This is a genomic window from Myxococcota bacterium (assembly GCA_039030075.1).
Lineage (GTDB): Bacteria > Myxococcota_A > UBA9160 > UBA9160 > SMWR01 > JAHEJV01.
The window spans coordinates 15,788-38,962 of sequence record JBCCEW010000008.1 but is presented as its reverse complement, the minus strand read 5'-3'; the positions used below and the strand labels follow the sequence as shown (position 1 = coordinate 38,962).

The 23,175-nt window shown below is 69.7% G+C and carries 24 protein-coding genes; 3 read left to right on the top strand and 21 right to left on the bottom strand.

Annotated elements, in window-relative coordinates; all coding sequences use genetic code 11:
* Positions 1 to 64: 64 nt before the first annotated feature.
* The gene (locus AAF430_10625; protein MEM7410677.1) at positions 65 to 2,038 is read right to left on the bottom strand and encodes an ABC-F family ATP-binding cassette domain-containing protein; all 1,974 of its coding nucleotides are present in this window, start codon (positions 2,036 to 2,038) and stop codon (positions 65 to 67) included.
* Positions 2,039 to 2,126: 88 nt separating this feature from the next.
* On the opposite strand from AAF430_10625, the gene grxD reads away from it, so the two are divergent.
* Positions 2,127 to 2,744, top strand: coding sequence for a Grx4 family monothiol glutaredoxin (grxD, locus tag AAF430_10620; GenBank protein ID MEM7410676.1), 618 nt, complete (start codon positions 2,127 to 2,129; stop codon positions 2,742 to 2,744).
* 12 nt (positions 2,745 to 2,756) lie between these two features.
* On the opposite strand, the gene AAF430_10615 is transcribed toward grxD, so the two are convergent.
* A complete protein-coding gene (locus AAF430_10615; GenBank protein ID MEM7410675.1) occupies positions 2,757 to 3,368 on the bottom strand; it encodes a hypothetical protein in 612 nt (203 codons plus the stop codon).
* Positions 3,369 to 3,478: 110 nt separating this feature from the next.
* Here AAF430_10615 and egtD point away from each other — a divergent pair, with 110 nt between their 5' ends.
* Positions 3,479 to 4,474 (top strand): L-histidine N(alpha)-methyltransferase, encoded by a 996-nt coding sequence (gene egtD / locus AAF430_10610; protein MEM7410674.1) that lies wholly within the window; start codon positions 3,479 to 3,481, stop codon positions 4,472 to 4,474.
* Positions 4,475 to 4,812: 338 nt separating this feature from the next.
* Here egtD and AAF430_10605 read toward each other — a convergent pair whose 3' ends face one another.
* From AAF430_10605 to AAF430_10540, 14 genes are all read right to left on the bottom strand, one after another.
* Positions 4,813 to 5,292 carry a hypothetical protein gene (locus AAF430_10605; GenBank protein ID MEM7410673.1) on the bottom strand — a complete coding sequence of 160 codons (480 nt, stop codon included), beginning with the start codon at positions 5,290 to 5,292 and terminating at the stop codon, positions 4,813 to 4,815.
* A complete protein-coding gene (locus tag AAF430_10600) occupies positions 5,289 to 5,783 on the bottom strand; it encodes a hypothetical protein (GenBank protein ID MEM7410672.1) in 495 nt (164 codons plus the stop codon). Before AAF430_10600 ends, AAF430_10605 begins: the two co-directional genes overlap by 4 nt.
* On the bottom strand, positions 5,780 to 6,439 hold the full coding sequence (locus AAF430_10595; GenBank protein ID MEM7410671.1) for a sigma-70 family RNA polymerase sigma factor: 660 nt from the start codon (positions 6,437 to 6,439) through the stop codon (positions 5,780 to 5,782). Before AAF430_10595 ends, AAF430_10600 begins: the two co-directional genes overlap by 4 nt.
* 154 nt (positions 6,440 to 6,593) lie before the next feature.
* Entirely contained in the window at positions 6,594 to 9,260 is a 2,667-nt protein-coding gene (gene polA / locus AAF430_10590) for a DNA polymerase I (protein ID MEM7410670.1), read from the bottom strand.
* Between the two features lie 74 nt (positions 9,261 to 9,334).
* Positions 9,335 to 9,574, bottom strand: coding sequence for an acyl carrier protein (gene acpP, locus AAF430_10585; GenBank protein MEM7410669.1), 240 nt, complete (start codon positions 9,572 to 9,574; stop codon positions 9,335 to 9,337).
* Positions 9,575 to 9,826: 252 nt separating this feature from the next.
* Positions 9,827 to 10,486 (bottom strand): TetR/AcrR family transcriptional regulator, encoded by a 660-nt coding sequence (locus tag AAF430_10580; protein MEM7410668.1) that lies wholly within the window; start codon positions 10,484 to 10,486, stop codon positions 9,827 to 9,829.
* Positions 10,483 to 11,016 (bottom strand): gamma carbonic anhydrase family protein, encoded by a 534-nt coding sequence (locus AAF430_10575; GenBank protein MEM7410667.1) that lies wholly within the window; start codon positions 11,014 to 11,016, stop codon positions 10,483 to 10,485. Before AAF430_10575 ends, AAF430_10580 begins: the two co-directional genes overlap by 4 nt.
* Positions 11,006 to 11,968 carry a cysteine synthase A gene (cysK, locus tag AAF430_10570; GenBank protein MEM7410666.1) on the bottom strand — a complete coding sequence of 321 codons (963 nt, stop codon included), beginning with the start codon at positions 11,966 to 11,968 and terminating at the stop codon, positions 11,006 to 11,008. Before cysK ends, AAF430_10575 begins: the two co-directional genes overlap by 11 nt.
* A 24-nt stretch (positions 11,969 to 11,992) precedes the next feature.
* Positions 11,993 to 13,003 (bottom strand): tRNA pseudouridine(13) synthase TruD, encoded by a 1,011-nt coding sequence (locus AAF430_10565; protein MEM7410665.1) that lies wholly within the window; start codon positions 13,001 to 13,003, stop codon positions 11,993 to 11,995.
* Complete coding sequence (locus AAF430_10560; GenBank protein MEM7410664.1) at positions 13,000 to 13,803, bottom strand: ribonuclease HII; 804 nt, start codon at positions 13,801 to 13,803, stop codon at positions 13,000 to 13,002. Before AAF430_10560 ends, AAF430_10565 begins: the two co-directional genes overlap by 4 nt.
* On the bottom strand, positions 13,800 to 14,819 hold the full coding sequence (gene lpxD / locus AAF430_10555) for a UDP-3-O-(3-hydroxymyristoyl)glucosamine N-acyltransferase (GenBank protein MEM7410663.1): 1,020 nt from the start codon (positions 14,817 to 14,819) through the stop codon (positions 13,800 to 13,802). The genes AAF430_10560 and lpxD overlap by 4 nt, the downstream gene beginning before the upstream one ends.
* Positions 14,820 to 14,829: 10 nt before the next feature.
* On the bottom strand, positions 14,830 to 15,651 hold the full coding sequence (locus AAF430_10550) for a universal stress protein (GenBank protein ID MEM7410662.1): 822 nt from the start codon (positions 15,649 to 15,651) through the stop codon (positions 14,830 to 14,832).
* A gap of 18 nt (positions 15,652 to 15,669) precedes the next feature.
* Positions 15,670 to 17,202: an aldehyde dehydrogenase family protein gene (locus AAF430_10545; GenBank protein ID MEM7410661.1), complete on the bottom strand. Its 1,533-nt coding sequence runs from the start codon at positions 17,200 to 17,202 to the stop codon at positions 15,670 to 15,672.
* 150 nt (positions 17,203 to 17,352) lie between these two features.
* Positions 17,353 to 17,769 (bottom strand): CBS domain-containing protein, encoded by a 417-nt coding sequence (locus AAF430_10540; GenBank protein ID MEM7410660.1) that lies wholly within the window; start codon positions 17,767 to 17,769, stop codon positions 17,353 to 17,355.
* Between the two features lie 103 nt (positions 17,770 to 17,872).
* Here AAF430_10540 and AAF430_10535 point away from each other — a divergent pair, with 103 nt between their 5' ends.
* Complete coding sequence (locus tag AAF430_10535) at positions 17,873 to 18,337, top strand: hypothetical protein (protein MEM7410659.1); 465 nt, start codon at positions 17,873 to 17,875, stop codon at positions 18,335 to 18,337.
* Here the strand turns inward: AAF430_10535 and AAF430_10530 are convergent, their stop codons facing one another.
* Genes AAF430_10530 through ccsA form a run of 5 tightly spaced genes read right to left on the bottom strand, consistent with a single transcriptional unit; the run spans position 18,338 to position 23,106 of the window.
* A complete protein-coding gene (locus AAF430_10530; protein MEM7410658.1) occupies positions 18,338 to 18,523 on the bottom strand; it encodes a DUF4177 domain-containing protein in 186 nt (61 codons plus the stop codon).
* A gap of 17 nt (positions 18,524 to 18,540) precedes the next feature.
* A complete protein-coding gene (gene cobA, locus AAF430_10525) occupies positions 18,541 to 20,076 on the bottom strand; it encodes a uroporphyrinogen-III C-methyltransferase (GenBank protein ID MEM7410657.1) in 1,536 nt (511 codons plus the stop codon).
* Positions 20,073 to 20,990: a hydroxymethylbilane synthase gene (gene hemC / locus AAF430_10520; protein ID MEM7410656.1), complete on the bottom strand. Its 918-nt coding sequence runs from the start codon at positions 20,988 to 20,990 to the stop codon at positions 20,073 to 20,075. The genes cobA and hemC overlap by 4 nt, the downstream gene beginning before the upstream one ends.
* Positions 20,987 to 22,315 (bottom strand): glutamyl-tRNA reductase, encoded by a 1,329-nt coding sequence (gene hemA, locus AAF430_10515; GenBank protein MEM7410655.1) that lies wholly within the window; start codon positions 22,313 to 22,315, stop codon positions 20,987 to 20,989. The genes hemC and hemA overlap by 4 nt, the downstream gene beginning before the upstream one ends.
* Complete coding sequence (ccsA, locus tag AAF430_10510; protein MEM7410654.1) at positions 22,312 to 23,106, bottom strand: cytochrome c biogenesis protein CcsA; 795 nt, start codon at positions 23,104 to 23,106, stop codon at positions 22,312 to 22,314. Before ccsA ends, hemA begins: the two co-directional genes overlap by 4 nt.
* Positions 23,107 to 23,175: the final 69 nt, after the last annotated feature.

Below are 23,175 nucleotides of genomic sequence, written 5' to 3'. Positions count from 1 at the left end.
GTAGGCGAGCGCGCCTGGGCGCTCGCTGGGGCAGCAGCATACGCGAAACGCGACCACGCGCGGGTCAGGCGTCCGACGGCGCCTCGGCCTCGCCTTCCAGGCGCTCGATCTCGGCGGCCGCGGCCTCCCAGTCGACGTACAGGGCGTCGATCCCCTGCCGCACCTCGTCCCGCGCCGCGACGGTCGCCCGCACGAAATCGGCGTCCGAGTAGACGTCGGGAGCGGCCAGCTCCCCGGTGAGTTCCTCGCAGCGCTCCTCGCGCGCGAGGATCTCCTCTTCGAGCTGGGCCAGGCGCTTCTTCTCTCGCTGGAGCGCGCGCTGGCGGGCCTTCTCCCGCTCGCGGGCGGCGATGCGCTCCTGCTTCGACGGGGCGGCAGTCGCCTCCGTGCGCCGGGTGGTCGTCTCGGCCTCGCCCGTCGCGACCCGCTTCGCGCGCCCGCGCTGGTAGTCGTCGTAGTTCCCGGGAAACGATTCGAGCTGTCCGTCGCGGACGTCGACCACACGGGTCGCCAGAGCGTCGATGAAGTCCCGATCGTGGGAGATGAAGAGCAGCGTGCCCGCGTAGTCGGAGAGCGCCCCCTCGAGCACTTCACACGACTCGACGTCCAGATGGTTGGTGGGCTCGTCGAGAATCAGGAAGTTCGTCGGCCGCAGGAGCAGCTTCGCCAGAGCCAGACGCGCCTTCTCGCCACCCGAGAGCACGCTCACCCGCTTCTCGACGTCATCGCCCGAGAACAGGAACGCCCCCAGGTGACCGCGCAGCCGCGCAATGTCGTCGGACACCGCGTCTCGCTCGAGCTCCTCGTAGACCGTGCGACTCGGATCGAGCGACTCGAGCTGATGCTGGGCGTAGAAGGCGAGGTCGACGTGGTGCCCCAGCGCGCGGTCGCCCCCGTCCATGGCCAGCACGCCCGCGACCATCCGGAGCAGCGTCGACTTCCCCGCGCCGTTCGGGCCGACCAGTGCCACGCGTTCCCCGCGCCGCAGTGCGAAATCGACGCCGGCGTACACGACCTGGTCTCCGTAGGCCTTCGTCGCCGCTTCCAGCTGGACGACGGAATCGCCGGAGCGCCTCGGTTCCGGGATGCGGAGGCGCAGCGTCCGCCCACCGGCTTCGGGAGACTCGATGCGATCGAGCTTCTCGAGCGCCTTGATCCGACTCTGGACCTGGCGCGCCTTCGACGCCTTGTAGCGAAACCGCTCGACGAAGCGCTCGGTCTCGGCGATCTCCCGCTGCTGGTTCTTCGCGCGGGCCCGCAACTCTTCTTCACGGGCGGCCCGCGCTTCGAGATAGCGGTCATAGCCGCCCTCGAACACGATCAACCCGCCGCGCTCGAGCTCGGCCATGCGCGTCGCGTGCCGACGCAGGAACGCGCGATCGTGGGAGATCACGATGACGCCACCACGGTAGTCGCGCAGCGTCTCCTCGAACCACTGGATCGAGGGCAGGTCGAGATGATTCGTGGGCTCGTCGAGGAGCAGGATGTCCGGGGCACCGAGCAGGAGCTTCGCCAGCTCGACCCGCATCAGCCAACCGCCGCTGAAGGCCGAGAGCGGCTGGTCGAAGTCACGCTCCGCGAAGCCGAGCCCCGCCAAGACGCGTTCGAGCTGGGCGTCCCTCTCGAAACCGCCCGCGAACGCGAAGGCGTTGCGCTGGCGATCGTAGGTCTCGGCGAGCGCATCGTGCACTTCCTCGCCGCGTTCGCCCAGCTGCGCCATCTCGCTCTCGAGATCGCGAATCTCGGCCTCGAGGGCATCGAGGTGAAGGGTGGCGGTCGCCGCTTCCTCACGGACGCTGCGCTCGGCCGCGGGATCGATCTCCTGCCGGAGCAGGCCGACCCGCACCCCGCGCGACCGGATCACCCGGCCTGCGTCCGCCTCGTCCTCGCCGGCCGCGATCCGCAGCAGGCTCGTCTTCCCGACCCCGTTGCGACCGATCAGCCCGATCCGATCCCCCGCCGCCACGTGCAGGTCGGCCTCGCGGAAGAGCTCCCGCGCTCCGAAATGACGTCCGATCCCCTCGAGCCGCAGCAGCATGCCGGGACGGTAGCGCCCACGGAGCGTGGCCCGGCCCCGCGCTCGGGGCGGATCGGCGGGCCTCGACCCGTCGCGTTACCCTTGCGCGATGCCGTTGGAAGAAGCCACCCGTCAGCGCATTCAAGAGCTCGTCGACAACCACCCCGTACTGCTCTTCATGAAGGGCGAGCGCGGAGCACCCCAATGCGGATTCTCCGCCACCGTGGTGCAGCTCCTCGACCAGCTGGTCGCCGACTACGAGACGCGCGACGTGCTCTCGGATCCGGAACTCCGTGCCGGCATCAAGGAGTTCAGTGAATGGCCGACGATCCCCCAGCTCTACGTGAAGGGCGAGTTCGTCGGAGGCTGCGACATCATCACCGAGCTCTACGACAGTCGAGAGCTGCACACGCTCTTCGGCCTCGACACCGAGAATGCGACGGCGCCCACGATCGAGATCAGCGAGACCGCCACCGGTGCGCTCGTCCAGGGCCTGTCTCAAGCGCCCCCGGATCAGGTGCTGCGCCTCCTGGTCGACGCCCGCCACCAGGCACGACTCGTGATCTCGCCTTCCGACCCCAGCGACTTCGTCGTCCACAGCGGGGACGTCACGCTCCACGTCGACCCGCTCACCGCGGCCCGTGCCCAGGACGCGAAAATCGACGCCGAGTCGACCCGGCGCGGCATGGCCCTGAAGGTGCTGCTGCCGCATGCGCCGGCCGGCTAGGCCCCACGCGCGTCAGCAGGTGGGCTGCCCGTCGGGGCATGCGCCGACCTCGGGCCCGAACACGCCGAGCACGTAGAAGCCGAGCCAGATCGCGATCGAGACGCTGGCAAAGAGACCGAGCAGCGCGCGCCCGCGCACGCCGAAGCGGGGCCACAGCAGCCACACCGACGCCAGCAGCGCGAAGGTCTCGAAGCCGTTCCCCCAGACTCCGTGATGGGCCGGGTCCCAATACGAGACCGGGCTCATGAAGCGCGCGTCGGAGAGCGGCCACAGATGCCGGTGTCCGTCTTCGCGGTGGAGGAAGGCGTCGCCGAGACAATGCAAGAGCACGCTCAACGAGAGCCACCAGACACCCCAGCGCTTCGTCGTGTACGCCCCGATCGCCAACGCGAGGAAGATCGGGACCGAGTTGAAGGCGTCGAAGAAGTGTTGCCAACCCGCTTCGAAGTAGAGGCTGCCCCAGATTTCGCGGTCGGGTCGCCCGAGCACGCGCTGCCACGCGTAGAAGAAGAACATCGGCAGGTCGGGCAGCACGGCCCCGGCAGCGATCCAGCGACGGACCATCGGCGGTGCCCAGCGGTCGAGCACCGCGAGGTTCACCAGGACGTGGGCAGGGGTATTCATCGAGCCTCGGGGCACGCGGCGCGCCGCTTCATGCTACCGCTCCGACGGAGCACGGGGGCTGCTTGCGTCCGGTGGCCGAGAGGTGCATGATCCCGCGCTCCGGAGGTGAGATGCCGAGAGCGCAGCGATCGCCGCGCTACGAATGGATCGAGGGTGAGGTCACCGAAGCGCAGGACTCCTTCGCCAGCGCCGTCGCCGACGGGCTCGGGAAAGAGCCACGTACCCTCCCCTGCCGCTTTCTCTACGACGAGCTCGGATCCGAGCTCTTCGAGGAGATCTGCGAGCTTCCCGAGTACTACCTCACCCGCGCCGAGCACGAGATCCTCGAGCAGCACGCGGACGCCATCGTGGCCGCCTGCCCGACCCCTTCCACCCTGGCCGAACTCGGGAGCGGGAGCTCCACGAAGACGCGCCTGCTGATCGAAGCGTTCCTGCGCCGCCAGGGTCGGCTTCGCTACGTCCCCGTCGACATCTCGCGCACCATGCTCGACGACTCGGCGAAGGCGCTACTCGCCGACTACGGGGCCCTCGAGATCCTGGCGATCGCCGGGGAGTATCGCGAAGGCCTGCATCATGTCGGCCGCGAAACCCGCCAACCCAAGCTGATCGCCTGGCTCGGCTCGAACATTGGCAACTTCACGCGGGAGCAAGCGCTGCAGTTCGTGAGCGGCATGCGCGCGCAGATGTCCGAAGACGATCGCCTGCTGCTGGGGATCGACCTCCGCAAGGACACCGCGACCCTCGAGGACGCTTACGACGACCCGCAGGGCGTCACGGCGCGTTTCAACAAGAACCTGCTCACGCGGATCAATCGGGAGCTCGGAGGCGACTTCGAGCTCGACGCCTGGCGACACCGCGCGCGCGTGATCGACAACGGTGGCCGCGTGGAGCTCGGCCTTCTCTGCGAACGCTCGAGTGAGGTTCGCATCGAAGCCCTCGACCGCGGCTACCGATTCGAAGCGGGCGACTTCATCCACACCGAGGACTCTACGAAGTACTCGGAGGGCGAAGTCGTGGACCTGGCGGGGCGCGCCGGGCTCGTCCTGTCCGAGCGTTGGCTCGACACGAAGGGCCGCTACAGCCTCAACCTGCTCTCGCTCGCCTGACGCGCGTTCCAGCGCCCTCGAGGCGGTCGCCCCCCCGGCGCAGCCGGATCGACAGCGGGCCCCAGAAACAGGAACGGCCCGAGGTGGAACCCCGGGCCTCCCTGGGAAGGGGATATTTTGCTGTCTGATAGGGATGTGGCTCTCTGCGCCAGTAGGTGTCAAAGAGAGTGCGAAAAGTTTCGAGCCCGCCCCGCGCACCAACGAGAATGGGGGCGTTTGGACCCAAGAAGGACCGGCCCCGACGTGGCTTGGCCGCTCTTTCCGGGCCTTGGCGGCGAGGGGCACTTTGCCGGGGTGGCGGCCGGGCCTCGCCGGCGGCGGATGGGCGCGAACCGGGTCTACTCGGCGTAGTCGGGTTCGATGGAGATGGCGAGGTTCCCGTCCTCGTACTCGCCCGCGCCGATCACGACCTTGTGGTGGTTCGGGGCGCGCGCGTCGAGCTTCACGGTGTCCTCGACGTCGACCGCCATCAGCACGCCCTGCTTTCCCTTGTGCAGGGGCTGAACGCGCACCGCGCGGCCATCGGGCAGCGGGATCGTCCCCACCTGGTCCATCTTGAGGTTCACGCGCTCTTCGCGGAGCACCTTCATGCGGTTGTAGCGGAGCTGGCCCTTCAGCTTCGCGTCGAGGTCCTTCGCCCGGGGATCGACTCCGCCGGCCTCGTCGGAGGTGTGGACGACGATTACGTTGACCGGCACCTCTTCAGCATCCTCGGCCGATGCGACCGCGCCGAACCCGGCCAGAGCGCACACGAGCAGAAGGGCCCAGCCGCGGAGCGGGTGGAAACGGCGGGTCTGCGTGGGCGCACCCAGGATCATCGCGTGCCTCCGGTGGGAGTCTGGGTCGTCGGCCCGCCGACCACCCAGATGATCGTCGTATCGGGCGCCCCCTGCAGCAGCATGACGTCGTGGCCCCCGGTGTCGATCCACGAGACGATACCCCCCGGCGGCGCCTCGGGCTCGGCCCCCCCGAAGGCGAACACCGCGGCGACCACGGCAGTGGCGGCAACGGCCGCGCCGGGCCAGCCGAAGCGGCCGAGCCCCCAATCCCAGCCCGGGGCCTCCTCGACCACGGGAGCCGGCGCTGCCGGCGGCAGGCGCTCCTCGATCTCGTCCCAGATGTCGAAGGCCTCGGTCTGCAGCTGGTTCTGGAGGGCGAGGCGCTGATTGCGCAGGTGGTGCAACTCCACGCGCAACTCGGGATCGCGGCGCATCGCCCGCTCGAAGCGCCAGCGGCCGAACCGGGACAGCTCCTCGTCGTGGTAGGCCTCGATCCGGAGGCGGACGGAATCGGGAATGCGCTCGCTCATGCCGCGTCTCCGCTCTTCTCGGGTTCCCCTTCCACGACGCCGGCTTCGATCAGGGCCTTGCGGACCCTGCGTCGCGCGTGGTGGAGGCGGCTCATGACGGTCCCCTTCGGGATCTCGAGCGCTTTGGCGATTTCGGCGTAGGAGAGACCATCCACTTCGCGCATGACGAGCGTACGACGCGCGTCGTCGGGCAGGGATTCGATCGCCTTCGCCAAAGCCTCACGCAATTGGACCCGGTGGACCTCGTGGGCCGGGTCCGCCAGGCCCGAGACCCCGGGCCCGACCTCGAAGCTCGGCACCACCTGGCGGGCGACCTCGTCGTCCCACTCCAGGTGGCCCGCCGTCTTGTCGCGCCGCTTCATGTCGATGCACTGATTGAAGACCAACCGGTAGAGCCAGGTGTAGAAGGCGGAGCGCCCCTCGAAGCGGTCGAGGGCCGAATAGGCCTTCAGGAAGGACTCCTGAACCGCATCCCGGGCCCGGTCCGGGTCGCCCAGGATGCGCAGCGCCAGCCCGTAGGCCCGGCCCTGGTAGCGCTGGACGAGCACCTTGAACGCCCGATGATCGCCCTCGCGCGCGCCGGCGATCGCTTCCTCGTCGGTCCAGTTCTCCTGGGGACGATCGTCGGTGGGGGGGCCCGGAGCGCGCTTCGCCAACGGTCGAGTTCTCCTCAGGGCCCTGGGACGCGCCCCTGGATCCTCGGATTCGGGTCGCGATCCCCGCGGGAGAGCCGGGCTGGCTCCGCGGGAAGGGCCATGGTGCATCAGGCCGGCCCGAGCGCAACGTGTCCCGAGCAACCGGCGGATCGCCTCAGTGGGCCTCGCGCCAGTTCGAGCCGACCCCGACCTCCACCAGCAGCGGAACGGCGAACGGCAGGCCGGCCTCCATCACTTCACGTACTGCGCCGGACACACCGTCGGCCTCGGCCTCGGGCACCTCGAGGACGAGTTCGTCGTGGACCTGGAGGATCAGCCGAGCGCGACTGTCCATCTCGAAGAGACGGGCTTCGACATCGAGCATCGCCCGTTTGATGAGATCGGCCGCGGTCCCCTGGATCACCGTGTTCACCGCCATGCGTTCGGCGGCCTGCCGCAGGGCGCGATTCCTCGAACCCAGGTCGGGAAGTGCGCGGCGTCGCCCGAGCAGGGTGCGCACCGCGCCATCGTGCTTCGCCTGGTCGATGGTCTCGTCGATGAAGCGGCGCACGCCGGGATAGCGTGCGAAGTAGGTGTCGATCGTCTCCTGGGCTTCCGCGTTCGCGATCCCGAGTTGGTTGGCGAGGCCGAAGGACGACAGCCCGTAGATGATGCCGAAGTTCACCGCTTTCGCGCGCGCACGCTGGTCCGAGGACACCTCTTCGGGGGTGACCTCCCAGACTTCGGACGCCGTCTGCCGATGGATGTCGTCGCCGCGCTCGAAAGCTGCGATCAGGCTGGGGTCCTTCGAAAAGTGGGCCAGGATCCGCAGCTCGACCTGGGAGTAGTCGGCCGAGGCCAGGACGCAGCCCTCCGCCGGCACGAAGGCTTCGCGGATCCGCACGCCCTCCTCCGTCCGGATCGGGATGTTCTGCACATTGGGCTGGGTCGCCGACAGACGTCCGGTCGCGGCGCCCAGCTGGTGGAACGTCGGGTGCACCCGACCCGTTCCCGCATCGATCAGCGGTGGCAGCGCATCGACGTAGGTGCTCACCAGCTTCGACAGCCGTCGGTAGGCGAGGATCTGGGCAGGCAGCGGGTGCTGCTCGGCGAGTTGCTCGAGCACTCCTTCGTCGGTCGAGTAACCGGTCTTCGTCTTCTTGATCACCGGCAGCTTCAGCTTCTCGAAGAGGATGCGCTGGAGCTGCTTCGGAGACGAGATCAGAAACTCCTCCTCGGCGGAGGCGTAGATGTCCTTCTCGATCGACGCGAGCTGCCCCGCGTACTCGGTCGAGAGCTGGGCCAGGACGGCCTCGTCGACGCGCACGCCGTGACGCTCCATCCCGGCCAGCACGCGGGTGAGCGGCAGCTCCACGTCTTCGAAGAGCGACCAGAGGCCGAGCCCCTCGAGACGCTCGGAGAGCGGCGCGACCAGAGCGGCGACCGCCGCCGCCTGCTCGCCGGTCCAGCCCGAGAGCGCTTCGATCGGGAGCTCGGCCGCCGGCGTCGCTTTCGCGCCACGGCCCGCGAGGTCTTCCCAGCTGCGCACGGTGCGTCCGAGCACGGCCTTCGCGAGGGGCTCCACGCCCTGGGGTCCCGATGCGTCGAGGAGCTGGCCCGCGATACCGACGTCGAAATGCGGGGCGGGGAGCGGGCGGCCCTGTTCCGCGAACAGGCACTGGAGCCGCTTGGTGTCATTCGAGACCCAGCCCACCTTCCCCGCCAGAACGGGCTCGAGTGCGGTCGCGAGCGACTCGAAGTCCGGGCCGCCTCCACCGACGGGGACGTACCACGCCTGGTCGGCGTCCTTCGCCAGTGCGACGCCGAAGAGCTCGCCCGCCACGGCGCTGCCGCCGCTGTCGACCGCCACGAGCGCAGCCTGTGGCCACTGGGCAACCTGCTTCGCCAGCCCCGCGACCGCCTTTGCATCGCGGAGGGTCTCGACCGCGACGTCGGTCTTGTCGGGTGCCGCCGGCGCGCCGCCGTCGGCGTCCAGGCTCTCGAGCAGCCGCACGAAGCCGAGCCGCTCGTAGAGCGCGCGCAGCGTGTCGCGATCGGGATCCCCCCGGCGCAAGGCCTCGAAGGACTCGGGAAGCGCAACGTCTTCCTTGAGCGTGGCGAGTCGCTTCGACAGCCGCGCGTCATCGGCGAGGTTCTGCAGCGCCTCCCGTGCGCGCTTCGCCTTGATCTCGTCCGCATGGGCGATCAGGTTCTCGAGGTCGCCGTAGGTCTGGATCAGCTGGGCGGCGCCCTTCTCGCCGATCCCCTTGACCCCGGGGATGTTGTCGCTCTTGTCCCCGACCAGCGCGCGCACGTCGAGGACCTGCTCGGGCGGAACGCCGAAGCGCGCCTCGACCTCCTCGGGGCCGTAGCGGCGGTCGCGAATGCCATCCAGCAGCTGCACGCGTTCGCTCACGAGCTGCATCAGGTCGCGGTCGGTCGAGACCACCGACACCTGCGTATCCTTCGGCGCGCTGCGAACCAGCGTGGCGATGACGTCATCGGCCTCGACGTCGGGCACCTCGAGGACGGGCAGTGCCAGGGCGCGCACCACCTCGTGGGCCAGCGGCATCTGGGCCGAGAGATCCTCGGGCTGGGCGTCGCGCCCGGCCTTGTAGTCGTCGTAGAGCTTGTGACGAAAGGTCTTGCCGCGCGCGTCGAAGACCACCGCGCAGTAGTCGGGCGCCTCCTCGCGCAGCGTCTTCAACAACATGTTGGTGAAGACGAGGACGGCCTTGGTCGGCGTGCCGTCGGGCGCGCGCAGGTCGGGCATGGGCGCAAAGAACGCGCGGTACAAGGCGTTGGTGCCGTCGACGAAAACGGCTCGGGAGGTCTCAGCCACGGCGACAGCGTAGCCCCGCCCGCGGCCGTCGGCGGCCCTTGGGAATCGCTCGAACGAAGGGAGAGATCGCCTGGCTAGGCCATCGCGTCGACGACGTAGCGCTCGACATCGGCGATCGTACGCATGCCCTCGATCTGGTCGTCGGGTACTTCGATGTCGAAGGCTTCCTCGAGACTCATGACCATCTCGACCACGTCGAGGGAATCAGCACCCAGGTCATCGAGGATGTTGGCTTCCGGGATCACCTCTGCCAGCTCCAAGCCGAGCTGCTGGGCGAGAATGGTGCGGACCTGCGCTTCGATGGCGTCGCTCATGATGGGCCTCTTCGTGTTCCTCGGACGATGCGTTCCGGCGTGAGCCGGTCGGAAATGGCCACCGCGTTGTGACGCCAGGACTGGCGCGCGAACACGCTGAAGAAATCGATCTCTTGCTGCTCGGCCGTCTTCCGACGGTGCGAACCGGGTTTGGTTCCCGATCGCGTCCGTCTGACTCCGAGTCACCCCGCGCTGGGCAAGATCCCTCAGGCCCCGGGAGCTGTCAAGCTCCGACGGTGCGCTTCCACCGGCTCACCCGTTGGCGGAGGGCACGCCTGCCGCGAGACCCGCCAGAGCGAGGTCGATCGCGGCCATGAAGGTCTCGTCGAGGGGCCGTTGCCGGATCCGCTGGTGGGGCGGGCTCGACTCGCTCTGGATCAAACCGTTGGCGAGCGTCCACAGGATCTGGGCGATCTCGTCGGTGTCGCAGGGTCGGAAGGCACCTTCCGCGACTCCGGCCTCGACCACGTCGGCCAGGGTGCGCAGACAGCTCTCCCAGAGGCGCGTCACCTCGGCGATCACGCCGGCGGGCAGCTCACCGATCACGGGCTGGTTCTCGACGGCCCAGAAGATCTGGAAGTACTCGTGATTCTGCGTCCAGTGCTCGAGGTAGAAGCGCGCGATGCGACGGACGCGCTCGGGCGCACTCACGGATGCGTCGCTGCCGGACTCGCGCAGCTTTTGTTCGAAGAACTCCCCGTTCATCGCGAGAACGGCCACGTAGAGCTCGGCCTTGTTCTCGAAGTAGCGGTACAGCGTGCCCTTCGCGACGCCTGCCCCGCGCGCGACGTCGTCTAGATTCGCTTCCATGAAGCCGTCGCGGAAGAAGATCTCGCGCGCGGCGTCCAGGATGCGGCCCCGCGACTGCGCCTTCTTCGCCTCGCGGCGTGCGACCGCGTCGTCCGCGCTCATGCCGGCTCCGCCTTCGCGTGAAAGCGCGCGTTGTCCACGTAGCGCAGGGTGCGTTCGCGCTGCTTCGCGATCTCGCTCGCCTCGAGGCTGCGCTTCGAGCGGGCGGGCATGCCCACGGCGAGGGTACCGGCAGGAACCACCGCGCCTGCGGGCACGAGGGCTCCGGCCGCGACCCACGCTCCCTGCTCGACGCGAGCCCCATCGAGCACCACGGCGCCGATCCCGATCAGGGCCCCGTCTTCGACCACACAACCGTGCACGACCGCGCGATGGCCGACGGTGACCTCGCTACCGACTTCGCAGGGATGATCGGCGCTGACGTGAAAGACGCTGTGGTCCTGGAGGTTCGTCCGGTCGCCGATGCGGATCCGGTTGATGTCGCCTCGGAGGACGGCGCCGTACCACACCGAGCTGTCGGCTCCGAGTGCGACATCGCCCACCACGACGGCTCCCGGTGCCACCCAGGCGCTGGGATCGATCCGCGGCGCGGTGCCGTGGAGCGCGAGGACGTGTGCGGATTCAGCGGACACCGACGTCGTCACTACCCTCGTAGCGGTAGGGATCGAAGAGCATCGTCTGGATGTAACGCTCTCCGAAACTCGGGATCACGACGACGATGATGTCGTCGTCCGCGCCCTCGGCGGCGGCGTAGTCGATCGCCGCCACGACGGCGGCGCCGGAGGAGATCCCACACAGAAGACCCTCCTCGCGGGCGAGCCGGCGCGCCATCTCGAAGGAAGCGTCGTTCGACACGGCGATCACCCGGTCGATCAGTCCTTGATCGAGCACGTCCGGGACGAAGCCCGCGCCGATCCCCTGGATCGGATGCAAACCGGGAGAGCCGCCCGAGAGCACCGGACTGCCCGCGGGTTCGACGGCGATCGCCTTGAACGACGGCTTTCGCTCCTTCAGCGCAGAGGCCACACCGGTGATCGTCCCGCCCGTACCGACGCCGCCGACCAACGCGTCGACGCGACCGTCGGTATCCGCCCAGATCTCTTCGGCCGTGGTGCGCCGGTGGACTTCCGGGTTGGCGGGGTTGCGGAACTGCTGGGGCATGTAGGCGTTCGGGACCTGCTCGCAGATCTCGGCGGCCTTCTCGACGGCGGCCGGCATTCCCTTCGAAGGATCGGTGAGGACGAGGCGCGCCCCGAGCGCGCGCAACACGGCCCTGCGTTCCGGGCTCATCGACTCGGGCATGGTCAGGATGCAGTCGTAGCCCTTGACCGCCGCGACGAAGGCCAACGCGATCCCCGTGTTGCCGCTGGTCGGCTCGACGATCACGCTGACGCCCGGCTCGAGCAGCCCGTCGCGCTCGGCGGCCTCGATCATCGCGAGGCCGATCCGATCCTTCACACTATTGCCCGGGTTCGCGCTCTCGAGCTTGGCGACGATCCGAGGTCTCACCCCGGCGACGACGCGATTGAGTTGAACCAACGGCGTCGAACCGATGAGCTCGGTGGCGTCACGTGCGATCTTCAAGGCTGCACTCCCCGTGCGGCCAGTCTACGCGCGAGGGCGGGGCCTGTCATGGGCGGAAGCGTCCTCCGTCGGCCCGAACAGGCTCTCGACGAGCACGGTCGCGTAGCTGCCGGCGGGCAACCCGAACGAAAGCTCCGCTTCGCTGTCGCTCTGCACCTGGAGCGTGAGACCCTCGGGCTGCACGCGCGGGGCCCGTCGGGCGCCGCGCGCGCGGACGCCCGGGAGCGCGAGCGCGTCGGGGTCGAGGCCCTGATCTCGCAGCAGCGCCCGCTCGCGTTCGAGCACGGCTCCACCGGGCCAGGTCATCCGCGGGCCGAAGATCGGGCCGGTGGGACTGATCTCGAAGCGATCGGCGCGCGGCTGCTCCCGGGCCGCATCCTCGACCAGGAAGGCGGCCCCGGAGTCGTGACGCATGGCGAGGTCTCCCACCTCGAGCAGACCGAGCGGACCGGGTCGGGCGGCGAGCACCGCATTGAACACTTCGGACTGCCAGGCCGAGACCAGGAACCGCGCCTCGCGACGGTCCCGCACGCGGAGTTCCCCGGCGCAGTAGCGACGCGCGCGCTCCGCATTGTCGGAATCGCGGCCGAAGCGCTGGGCTCCGAAGCGGTTGGGCAGCCCCTCGACGAGGAGCGCCTGCAGATTCGCTTCGCCGCGCGCCCAATCGGCCGGCGTGCCATCGCGGAGGCGAAGCACGAATCGATTCCCGCGCAGCTGGCCGGTGCGGAGCTTGTGGGGATGGCGCACGGCCTCGAGCACCCGCGCTCCCGTCAGCGACAGGTCGATCGCGGCCTCCGGATCGAGACCCGGCACCGAGAACCACTGGGTCGTGACGGCGGCCCGGTCCTTCCGCCCCGCGTAGCCGACGTCGCGCGCCGGAACCTCTGCGCAGCGAGCGAGCTCCCGCGCGACGGCTTCGGTCGTGCGCAGTCGCTTCTCGACGCGCACGAAGGTGTGGGTGCCCTCCCCGCTCGGCGGGTAGAGCGGCTCCTCCTCGACGCGGAAGTCCTCGGGCTCGGTGCGGAGCCGGATCAAGGCCGACTCCGCTCCGCGACCGGCGCAAAGCTGCGGCGGTGAATCGGCGACGCACCGTGACGCGCCAGCGCCTCGAGGTGGGCCGCAGTGCCGTAGCCCTTGTGCTGGGCGAAGCCGTAGCCCGGATAGCGGGCGTCGAGCTCTTGCATCCTCGCGTCGCGATATACCTTCGCCACGATCGACGCGGCCGCGATCGACCCGTCGCGCCCGTCCCCGCCGACGAGGGGCGTCTGGGGAGCGAGCACACCGGGAATGATGCGCGCGTCGACCAGGACGTGATCGGGTTCGATGTCGAGTTCGCATACGGCACGCCGCATCGCTTCGAGGGTGGCCTGCAGGATGTTCCGCCGATCGATCTCCTCGGGTTCGACTTCCGCGACCGAGACCGAGAGCGCCTGCGCCCGGATGGCGTGATCGAGCCGTTCGCGATCCGGCGCCTGCAACCGCTTCGAATCGTTCAGACCCGGGAGCACGACCCGTGCGGGCAGGACCACGGCCGCCGCAACCACGGGGCCCGCCAACGGACCCACCCCCACCTCGTCGACGCCCGCCACGTGGCGCGCCCCTTCGGCGAAGAGCGCGCGACGTCGCGCGAACAGACGCGCAACCCGCCGCGCCTCCCGTCGGCGCGCAGCGCGTCTCCGCTCCAGCGTGGCCGCCAGCTGCTGCGCCCCCCGCCGCGGGTCTTCGGCCAGGCGCACGAGCCAGCGCCCTTCCTCGCGCGGCGAAAGCCCCACCGCGAGCTTCGCGCGCAACTCGGCCAGGCTCGGCGGACGACGGTCGGATCCGCCGTCGCTCACGAGTCCTCCGAGTCGCCCCGCTCGAGGTTCCGCACGCGTCGGAAGAGCTCGGGCAAACGCCCGAGCGCCGCCATCTCTCGATGGAAACGACGCTCGGCCCGTTGCGGCGACCCCAGGATGCGCGCGCCCTCGGACACGTCCTTGTGCACTCCGGACTGGGGTCCGATGAATGCGTTGTCGCCGACCTCGATGTGCCCGACCAGTCCCGCCTGTGCGAGCACCACGACACCGTTGCCGAGCTGGGTCGAGCCGGCGATGCCCGCCTGGGAGACGACGACACACCGCTCGCCGATGCGCACGTTGTGCGCGATCTGCACGAGATTGTCGATCTTCGTACCGCGGCCGATCACCGTATCGTCGAGGGTTCCCCGATCGATCGTGGAACCCGCGCCGACCTCGACATCATCCTCGATCCGGACCCGACCGACGTGGGGCATCTTCTGGAGGCCGCCATCGGACCCGCCGACGTAGCCAAAGCCGTCGCCGCCCACCACGACGCCGGGCTGGAGGATCACGCGATCCCCGACACGGGAGCCCCCGGCCACGACGCAGCGCGCGTGGAGAACGCAGTCGTCACCGATTTCGACGTTGTCGTAGAGCACGACACCCGGGTGAAGCACGCTGCGCGCACCGACCCGCGCGCCGGCCCCGACCGCACAGTGGGGCCCGATCGCAGCGCTCGGATCGACCTCGGCCTCGGGGTGAACCGTGGCATTCGAATCGACGCCCGCCGGCGGACGGGGGTCGGGCAGCAGCAGACCCGCGGCGTGAAAGAAGTCGCGTCCGGGATCATCGGAACGCAGGGCCGTCCGATCCCCGACATCGACGTCCTCACCCGCCACCACCGCCTGCGCCGGGCAGACCGCCAGCGCTTCGTTCATCGCGGAGGTGCGCGCGAACACGAGATCGTCCGGGCCCGCCTCCTCCAGCGAAGCGACCCCCGTGACCGTGCGGTCGGGATCGCCCTCCAGAGGTAGCGCCAGCTCGGCCGCGAGATCGCCGAGACGGAGCTTCAATCGAGACACGTCAGCGCGCGAGCAGCACCGCCACCGGCGAGGTTCGCGCGACGGCGGCCGCGTTGCTCCCGAGGAAGTAGTCGGTGATGCGGTTGCGACCGTAGGCACCCATCACGACCAGCCCGGCCTTCACTTCGCGTGCCGAGTCGACGATCTTGACGTCGGGTCGACCCAGGGTGGAGGAGATTTCGCGCACCGGCACCGGGAGCGTTCCCACGATGCCGCGCACCTCGTCGAAGCGGGCGACCGCACGACCCTTGTCCTTCGAGTCGACGAAGACGTGAATCGGTTCGCCGAGACGCGTCGCGACCTGGACCGCGAGGTTCGCCCCGATCCGCGACCCCGGCGAGCCGTCGAAGGCGAGCACGATCGGGCCGGAGAGCTGTGCGCCGGCCGGAACCACCAGCGAGGGGCGCGCGGTCTTGCGAATCACACCGGCCACCGTCGAGCCGATCATCGCCGTGCGATAGTCGACCGCCTGTCCGTCGCGGCCGAGCACGGTGAGATCGGCCTGCTGGCCGCGCTCGACGATGCGATCGTCGGCGATGCCCGGCACCGGCTCTCCGCTGTGCTCGACACCGGCGGCGCTCGCCGCATCGGCGAGGCGCCGACAGGCGGCTTCCGCGCGCTGGCGCAGGTAGCCGGCCACCGGCTCGGGAGACGGCGGGGCCACGCCGAGCCCGTCTTCTCGGAAGCCCCGCGCGAAGCGATCCTCCACCACCGAGAGTCCGATCGAGCGCGCCTTCATTCGAGACGCCAGCTCCACTCCGAAGCGCTCGGCGTCAGCCGCGGCTTCGGATCCGTCCGTTGCGATCAGGATCGTCGAGATCATCCCGTTCTCCGCATTGCCCTAGGCGAGCCAACGCCCGAGCGAAGTTCCCCAGACCCAACGCAAGGCGCGACGCAGAACGCCTGCCTTGCGTGCCGAGTGGGGAAACCAGAGCCATTCGTTCTTCGCGCCCACCCGGTCGATCAAGATCGATTGGGTGTGACACATGCCACGCAGTCCCATTTCCCCGTTCACCCGGCCGATACCACTCTGCTTCGTGCCCCCGAAAGGAGATTCGGGAACGCCGTAGGTGATCATGCAGTCGTTCACCACCACGCAACCCGATTCGATCGCTTTCGCGAGCCGCGTGCCGTGACGCTTGTTCTTCGTCCAGACGTTGGCGTTCAGCCCGAACACCGAGTCGTTCGCGAATGCGAGAGCTTCGTCCTCGTCGCGCACCCGCATGATCGGCAACACCGGACCGAAGGTCTCCTCGCGCATGACGTCCATGTCGTGGGTCACGTCGTCGAGGACCGTCGGCTCGAAGAAGAACCCGTCGTGGTCCGGATTGCGACGTCCGCCCGCCAGCACCCGGGCGCCCTTGTCGACGGCGTCGCGCACGTGGGAAGCCACGATCTCCAACTGCTCGGGACGGATCATCGAACCGATGTCGAACTCGCCGCTCGCGCCCTGGCGCAACTCGGCCGTGTGCTCGAGCACCTTTCGCGTGAAGGTGTCGGCCACTTCGTCGACGACGTAGACCCGCTCCGTGGAGGTGCAGACCTGCCCGGAGTTCGCGAAGGCGCCGTACACCGCGCCGCGCGCCGCGCGATCGAGGTCCGCATCGCCGCAGACGATCATCGGGTCCTTGCCCCCGAGCTCCAGCGTGCACGGAATCAGCTGACGCCCACAGGTCTCGGCCACCCGACGGCCGGTCGCGACGCTCCCCGTGAACGACACCTTGTCGATACCCGCTTCGAGGAGCGTGCTCCCCGTTTCGCCATCGCCTTGCACCAGCCCGAAGAGTCCCTCGGGCAATCCGGCGCGGCTCCATAGCTCTGCCACGAGCCGACCCGAGTCCGGCGTCACCTCCGACGGCTTGAGCACGACGGCGTTGCCCGCCATCAATGCTTGTGCCGTCGGGTTGAGCGCGAGCAGGAAGGGAAAGTTCCAGGGGGTGATGATCCCGACGACACCGACCGGACGGTGCACCACCCGCAACCGCTTCGTCTTCATCAGATGCAGCGGCACGGCGCGATCGCGCAGGATGTGCCGAGCGCGCTTCGCATAGAACTGCAGGGCGTCGCAGGCCGTGACGATCTCGGAGGCCAGCACTTCACCGCGGGGCTTCCCGGTTTCGGCGATGATGCGCTCGACGAATTCGTCCTGGGCGTCGACCAGGACGCGAACCGCCTGCTCGAGTACGCGCCCGCGCTCGCTGAATGACAGCGCGGACCAGTCGGCCTGCGCCTTGCGCGCAGCGCCGACGGCCGCGGCCACCTCGAGGGGACCGTCGACCTCGACTTCGCCGATCGGCTCGAGTGTCGCGGGGTTCGCGAGTCGGAGCCGTCGCCGGGCGCCGGGTACGGCCTCCACTCGCTCGACCACTGCCATGTCCATCTCCCGACGCCCCTGAAGGCGAGCCCACCGCCGACGCACGTGCCGGCAAGGTTCCAGCCCGGCAGCCCCCTCAGGATCGTTCGAGGGTACGGGACCCCCGCGGGACATGTCAATCGAATCGCACGGCCCGCTCCGTCGAGGGGCTCAGGGAACGACGCCCGCGAAGTACCGGAGCACGTCCGTCTCGGTGAGCATCCCGAGGAGCCGGTCGCCGTCCACGACCGGGAGGCACCCGATCTTGCGCTCGGCCATCACGAGGGCGGCCTCCTCGACCGAGGCGTCCGGGGAGATGACCACCGGCGGAGACGACATGACCCGCTTGATCTCGACCACCTGCAGGAAGGCCCGGCGCTGCTCGGTGCCGAATTCGGTGAGGTTCGAAAGCGACGCGCGAAGCAGGTCGCGCTCGGACACGACGCCCACGAGCGTGCCCCCCCGGACGACGGGCATGTGCCGCACCCCACCGAGCGTCATGATGTCCTCGACCGTCGAGAGCGAGTCGTCTCCACTGATCGTGACGAGCTGGTCGGACATGATGTCGCGAACGCGGGTTTCGCCCATAGGGGTGTGATGCGAGACGCGGTGCGGGAAAGGGGCTACCCGCAGCGGGTGCGACGGCTTCCTTCGAAAGATAGGCTCACGATTCGGGGGCGGATTCTACTCCATGGCTTCGGACCGATGGAAAGAAAGCGGCGGCACCAGCGACGCCGCGGATGCGCGCGCCTCGGGTTCCCGAGCAGGAAGCGACGACGGCTCGGATCGTGAGGAGAAGCGTCCCGGGCGTCGTGGAAACGCCCCGGGCGCGGTGCCCGAGTTCGTTCGGCGTGCGCTCAGCGCGGGCTTCTCGGGCTTCTTCCTGACGGGAGAAACCCTACGCGAGGCGCTCGGCGATTCCGTTCCTCAGGAGTGGGCGGATTTCGCGTCAGAGCAGAGCTCACGCGCGCGCAACGAGTTCATCGATCGGCTGAGTTCGGAGATGGGACGCGCCGTCGAGGCGATCGACTGGGCGGCGGTGATCACCACGCTGCTCGAGGGACGCACGCTCCAGGTGAACGCCGAGATCCGCCTGGGAGAGAAGGACGACGCGGGCAGCCCCACGCTGCAGGTGAAGCTGGCCGACGACGACTGATCAGCCGGCGTCGTCGGCCTCACGGGTGAAGGTGACGAACGCCATCGTCGGACGCCGCGACGCGTCGCTCATCGCGAATCGCACGCCGTCGAGGTGCCAGCCGCGCTGGGTCCACTCGTTGAAGATCCGTTCGAGGTCCTCGTCGGTGACCGAGCTCGTCTCGACGACCTTGTACTGCGTCCCCATCGCCTCCCCCTTCTCCTTCAGTCCGAACGGTCGCGATGCCAGGCGTGGGCCAGTGCGTCGACCAACCCTTCGGCGGTCGAGACCTGCGCCACGATGGGTGCCGCGAGACCGACCTCGACGACCGCCGACGCCGTTGCGGGCCCGATCGCTCCCACGCGAACCCGGGCCGCGGCGGCGCGCACCTCGTCGTCGAGGTGGGACCAGAAGTGATGCACCGCAGACGGACTCGCGAAGGTCAGCGCATCGAAGCGCTCGGCCAATAGGTCTGCGCGCAGCGCAGCCACGTCGACGGCGGCGGGCCGGTTCTGGTAGGCCACCACCGCGAGCGCCTCCCCGCCGGCGGCGGCGAGACCCTCGCGCAGCTGGGGTCGCGCGAGATCGGATCCGGGCAAGAGGAAGCGCCGGCCGGCCACCTCGTCCTGGGAGACGAGGGCGGCGACCACACTCTCTGCGTCGAAGCGCGACGCCGGGACCGCATGCACGGGCAACCCGGCTGCGAGCGCCGCATCGGCCGTCTTCGGGCCGATGCAGATCACGCGCACCGCATGCGGGGGCCAGGCCCCGAAGCGTTCGCGATGCCGTTCGGCGGTGAAGCGCACCGCGTTCGCGCTCGTGAACACCACTGCGTCGAAGTCATCGAGCCGTGCCAGCGCGGCGTCGAGGGGCGCCGGGTCGGCCACGGCCCGAAGCGCCAGCATCGGAATCGAGACGGGCTCCGCTCCCGCGCTCTCGAGCGCCACCAGCAGCGGTCCCGCCTGATCCGGCGAACGCGTGACCAGCACGCGACTCCCGAAGAGCGGTTGCCGTTCCCACCAGGACAACGCCTCGCGCAGCGACACGACCGAACCCACGGCGATGATCGAGGGCGCCCCCAAGCCGGCGGCGTCGACGGCGCCCACCAGTTCGCCGAGCGGCGCCTCGACCACGCGCTGCTGCGGCAAGGTCCCGGACATCACCGCCGCGGCGGGAGTCTCGGGATCGCGACCCGCTTCGAGCAGTCGCGCGACCAGCGTCGCCAGGTTGCGCATGCCCATCAGGATGAGCAGGGTGTCCGCAGCATGCGCCAGGAGATCCCAGCGGGTCTCCTCGGCGACCTTCGTCGGATCCTTGTGCCCGGTCACCACGGCGAAGGAGGCCGCGTGGCGCCGATCGGTGATCGGAATGCCCGCATAGGCGAGCGCCCCGAAGATCGAGGAAACGCCGGGAATCACCTCGAAGGGAATGCCCGCCTCGGCGCACGCGCCCGCTTCCTCGCCACCGCGCCCGAACACATAGGGATCTCCGCCCTTCAGGCGCACCACGGTGCGCCCCTCCCGTGCGAGTTCGAGCAGCAAGGCCGTCGTCTCGGCCTGGGTTCGCGTGGGGGCATCGTGGCCGCGTTTGCCCACGTCGATCTTCACGGCGTCGGCGGGCGCGAGCTCGAGCAGTCGCGGTGAAGCGAGTGCGTCATAGACCACAGCGTCGGCGTTGCGCAGGGCCTGGGCGCCGCGCAGGGTGATCAGGTCGGGCGCACCCGGCCCGGCGCCGACGAGAAGGACCTTGCCGGTCTTCACGTCTCGCGCCCCGCTTCGAGCAGTGCCTTGCCACCTGCGTCGACGAGCGCGTCCGCGAGCCGGGCGCCCAGGCGCTCCGCGTCCGTGGCCGCCCCCTCGATGTCGCGTTCGATCGCTTCCTTCCCGTCGGGCGAGAGCAAGCGAGCGCGGACCCAAAGGGCGTCACCCTTCCAGACGCCGTGAACGCCGAGGGGCACGTGGCAATCCGCGCCCAAGGCGGCCTGGCAGGCGCGCTCGGCCGCAAGCGGCGCCCCGGATCGGCGATCGTGGAGCACGCGCAACCGCTCGGAGAGCGGATCGTCGCGTCGACTCTGTACCGCGAGCGCCCCCTGGCCGACAGCGGGCAGCAACTGCTCGGGCTCGATGCGCTCGCGGATGTGGTCGGACAGTTCCAACCGGTCGAGACCGGCGCAGGCGAGGATCACCGCATCGAGTTCGAGTTCGTTCAGGCGTCGCAAGCGCGTCGGCACGTTCCCGCGCAGCGGGACGATCTCGAGGTCCGGACGCAGCCGCAGCAGCTGTGCGCGGCGCCGAACGCTCCCCGTCCCGACGCGCGCGCCCTCGGGCAAGGCAGCGAGGCGGTCCACACGTTCGCTGACCAACGCGTCGCGGGGGTCGGCGCGCGCGGGGAATGCGGCGAAGCCCAGCAACTCGGGACTCTCACCGGGGAGATCCTTCGTGCTGTGAACCGCGACATCGGCGCGTCGATCCAGGAGCGCGGCTTCGATCTCTTTGACGAACAAGCCCTTCCCGCCGACCTTGGCCAGGGAGACCTCCTGAAGGCGATCGCCCGTGGTCGTCAGCGGGACCAGCTCGGTGGCCTCGCCGAGCTCGGCTTCGATCAGCCGCGCGACGTGGCGTGCCTGCCACAGCGCCAGATCGCTCTCGCGCGTGGCGATCCGAACCGGGCTCATCGCGACTCCGGCTCTCGGTCGCTGTTCGGATCGGCGGTGTCCTCGGAGTCTTCGGGGGCGTCGCGATCCAGATCGAAGAGCAGCCGCGCGGTCTCCAGATGCGCCATTCCCGCGTCGCGTTCGGCTGCCTCGCGCAGGCGCTGGAGCGGCGCGTGAAGGATCTTGTTCACGATCCCGCGCGTCAGCGCCTCGACCGCGCCCCTCGCCTCATCGTCGACGGGCAGTCGCGCCAGGGCCCGCTCGACCTCGCGCACGCGGATCGCTTCCACGCGTGCCCGCAGGTGCTTGATGGTCGGCACCGCACGCAGCGCGGCGAACCAACCGTCGAAGCGGTCGCCCTCGGTCTCGACGATCTGTTCGGCGCGGGCCTGCTCCTTGCGGCGTTCGGCCGCGTTCTCGTCGGCGACGGCCGCGAGATCATCGATGTCGTAGCGGTAGACGTCGTCCAGGCGATCGATCGCCGGGTCGACGTTTCGGGGAACCCCGATGTCGATCACGAACACCGGCCGCCCCTGCCGGCGGACCAGCGCGCGCTCGGCGAGCGCCGGATCCAACCAGGGGCGGTTCCCGCCGATCGAGGTCAACACGACATCACTGTCGGCCAGCAGCCGCGGGAGCTCGTCCAGGGCATGGGCGCTTGCACCGAGGTGGGTCGCGAGACGGGCGGCGCGTTCGGGCGTGCGGTTCGCCACCGCGACGTGCTCGAGACCCGCGTCGCGCAGGGCGTGGAGCGCCTGCTCGATCATCTCGCCGGCCCCGACCAGGAGCGCCCGCTTGTCCGAGAAGTCCTCGAAGATGTGGCGGGCGAGGTCCACCGCCACCCGCGCCACGGACACCGGCCGTTCGGCGACCCCAGTCTCGGTTCGCACCCGCTTCGCCGTCGCGAAGGCGCGTTCGAACAAGCGACCGAGGACCGGGCCGGAAGCCCCGGCGTCGACGGCCGCGCGGTACGCCTCCTTCGTCTGCCCGAGGATCTGGGGCTCGCCCACGACCATCGAATCGAGGGCGGAGGCCACCCGAAACACGTGCCGCATGGCGTCGGCGTTCTGGTACTCGTAGCAGTGGTCGTCGAGCTCGGCCTCGCTCGGGCCCGCGTCGCCCAGGTCGCGGCGCAGGAAGGAGCGCAGCCTGAGGCGGGCCGACTCGAGATCGCGGGTCAGCACCACGAGCTCGAGACGGTTGCAGGTCGAGAGCAGCACGGCCTCGTCGATCTCGTCGCTCGTCACCAGCTTGCGCAGGAGCGGCGCCGGATCCTCGACCGCCACGCGCTCACGCACTTCGAGCGGCGCACTGCGGTGGTTCATTCCGAGCAGGAGCAACTTCATGCGAAGAGCTCCGTGCCTACCACGGCGCAGCACAGGCAGGCGAAGCAGGCGACCGCCACGCGGGCGCACTGGCGCGCCGGGATGCGGACGCCGAACCGCAGAGACGCCAGCACCCCGAACAGCGCCCAGCCGATCAGGCAGAAGACTTCGTGGGGGCTGCCGCTGAAGTAGACGGACCGGTCGGCGTGCAGCCACAGCGCGCCGGTCACCACCCCGGCCGTGAGCACGGGGAACCCGGCCGCCACCGCTACGGCCCCCGCACGATCGAGGGCCTCGAGGGACGGCCACGGCGACTGATGCGCAACGGGCCGCTTCCGCTTCAAGCGACCGTGCTCCAGCAAGAAGAGCACCCCCGCCAGGCCCGACAAGCCGAGCAGCGCCAGCCCGGCGCTCGAGAGCAGCACGTGCAGGTGGGGCAGCGAACCGCTGCTGGTGACCGCCGCGCCCTCCCCGACTGGACCCGCCAGCAGGACCGGCAACACCCCGACCCAGGACATGGGGGCGACCAGGACCACCAGACCCGCCAGACGGGCCCTCCAGACCAGCCACAGGAAGCCCACGGTCCCTACCCAGGCCATGAAGGACAGGGCACTGGGCAGATGGGTCAGTGGCGGGGGTGGGTCGAGCGTGTGGAGCAGCGAGAAGCTCAGCCCGTGGCAGACGGCCCCGAACCCAAGGGCCGCGACCGCGACGTGGGCGAGGCGCTCCTGGCTACGCGCGAACCCGGCCCAGCCCACGAGGCCAGCCGCCGCGTAGAGAGCCGCAGTCAAATATTGGAGCGTGACCACCATCCGGTCGCTGGATGCTCCTCGATCCCCGGTATCGGCAGGGCGGTGGCGCGAGCGGAGGCCGACGCCAGC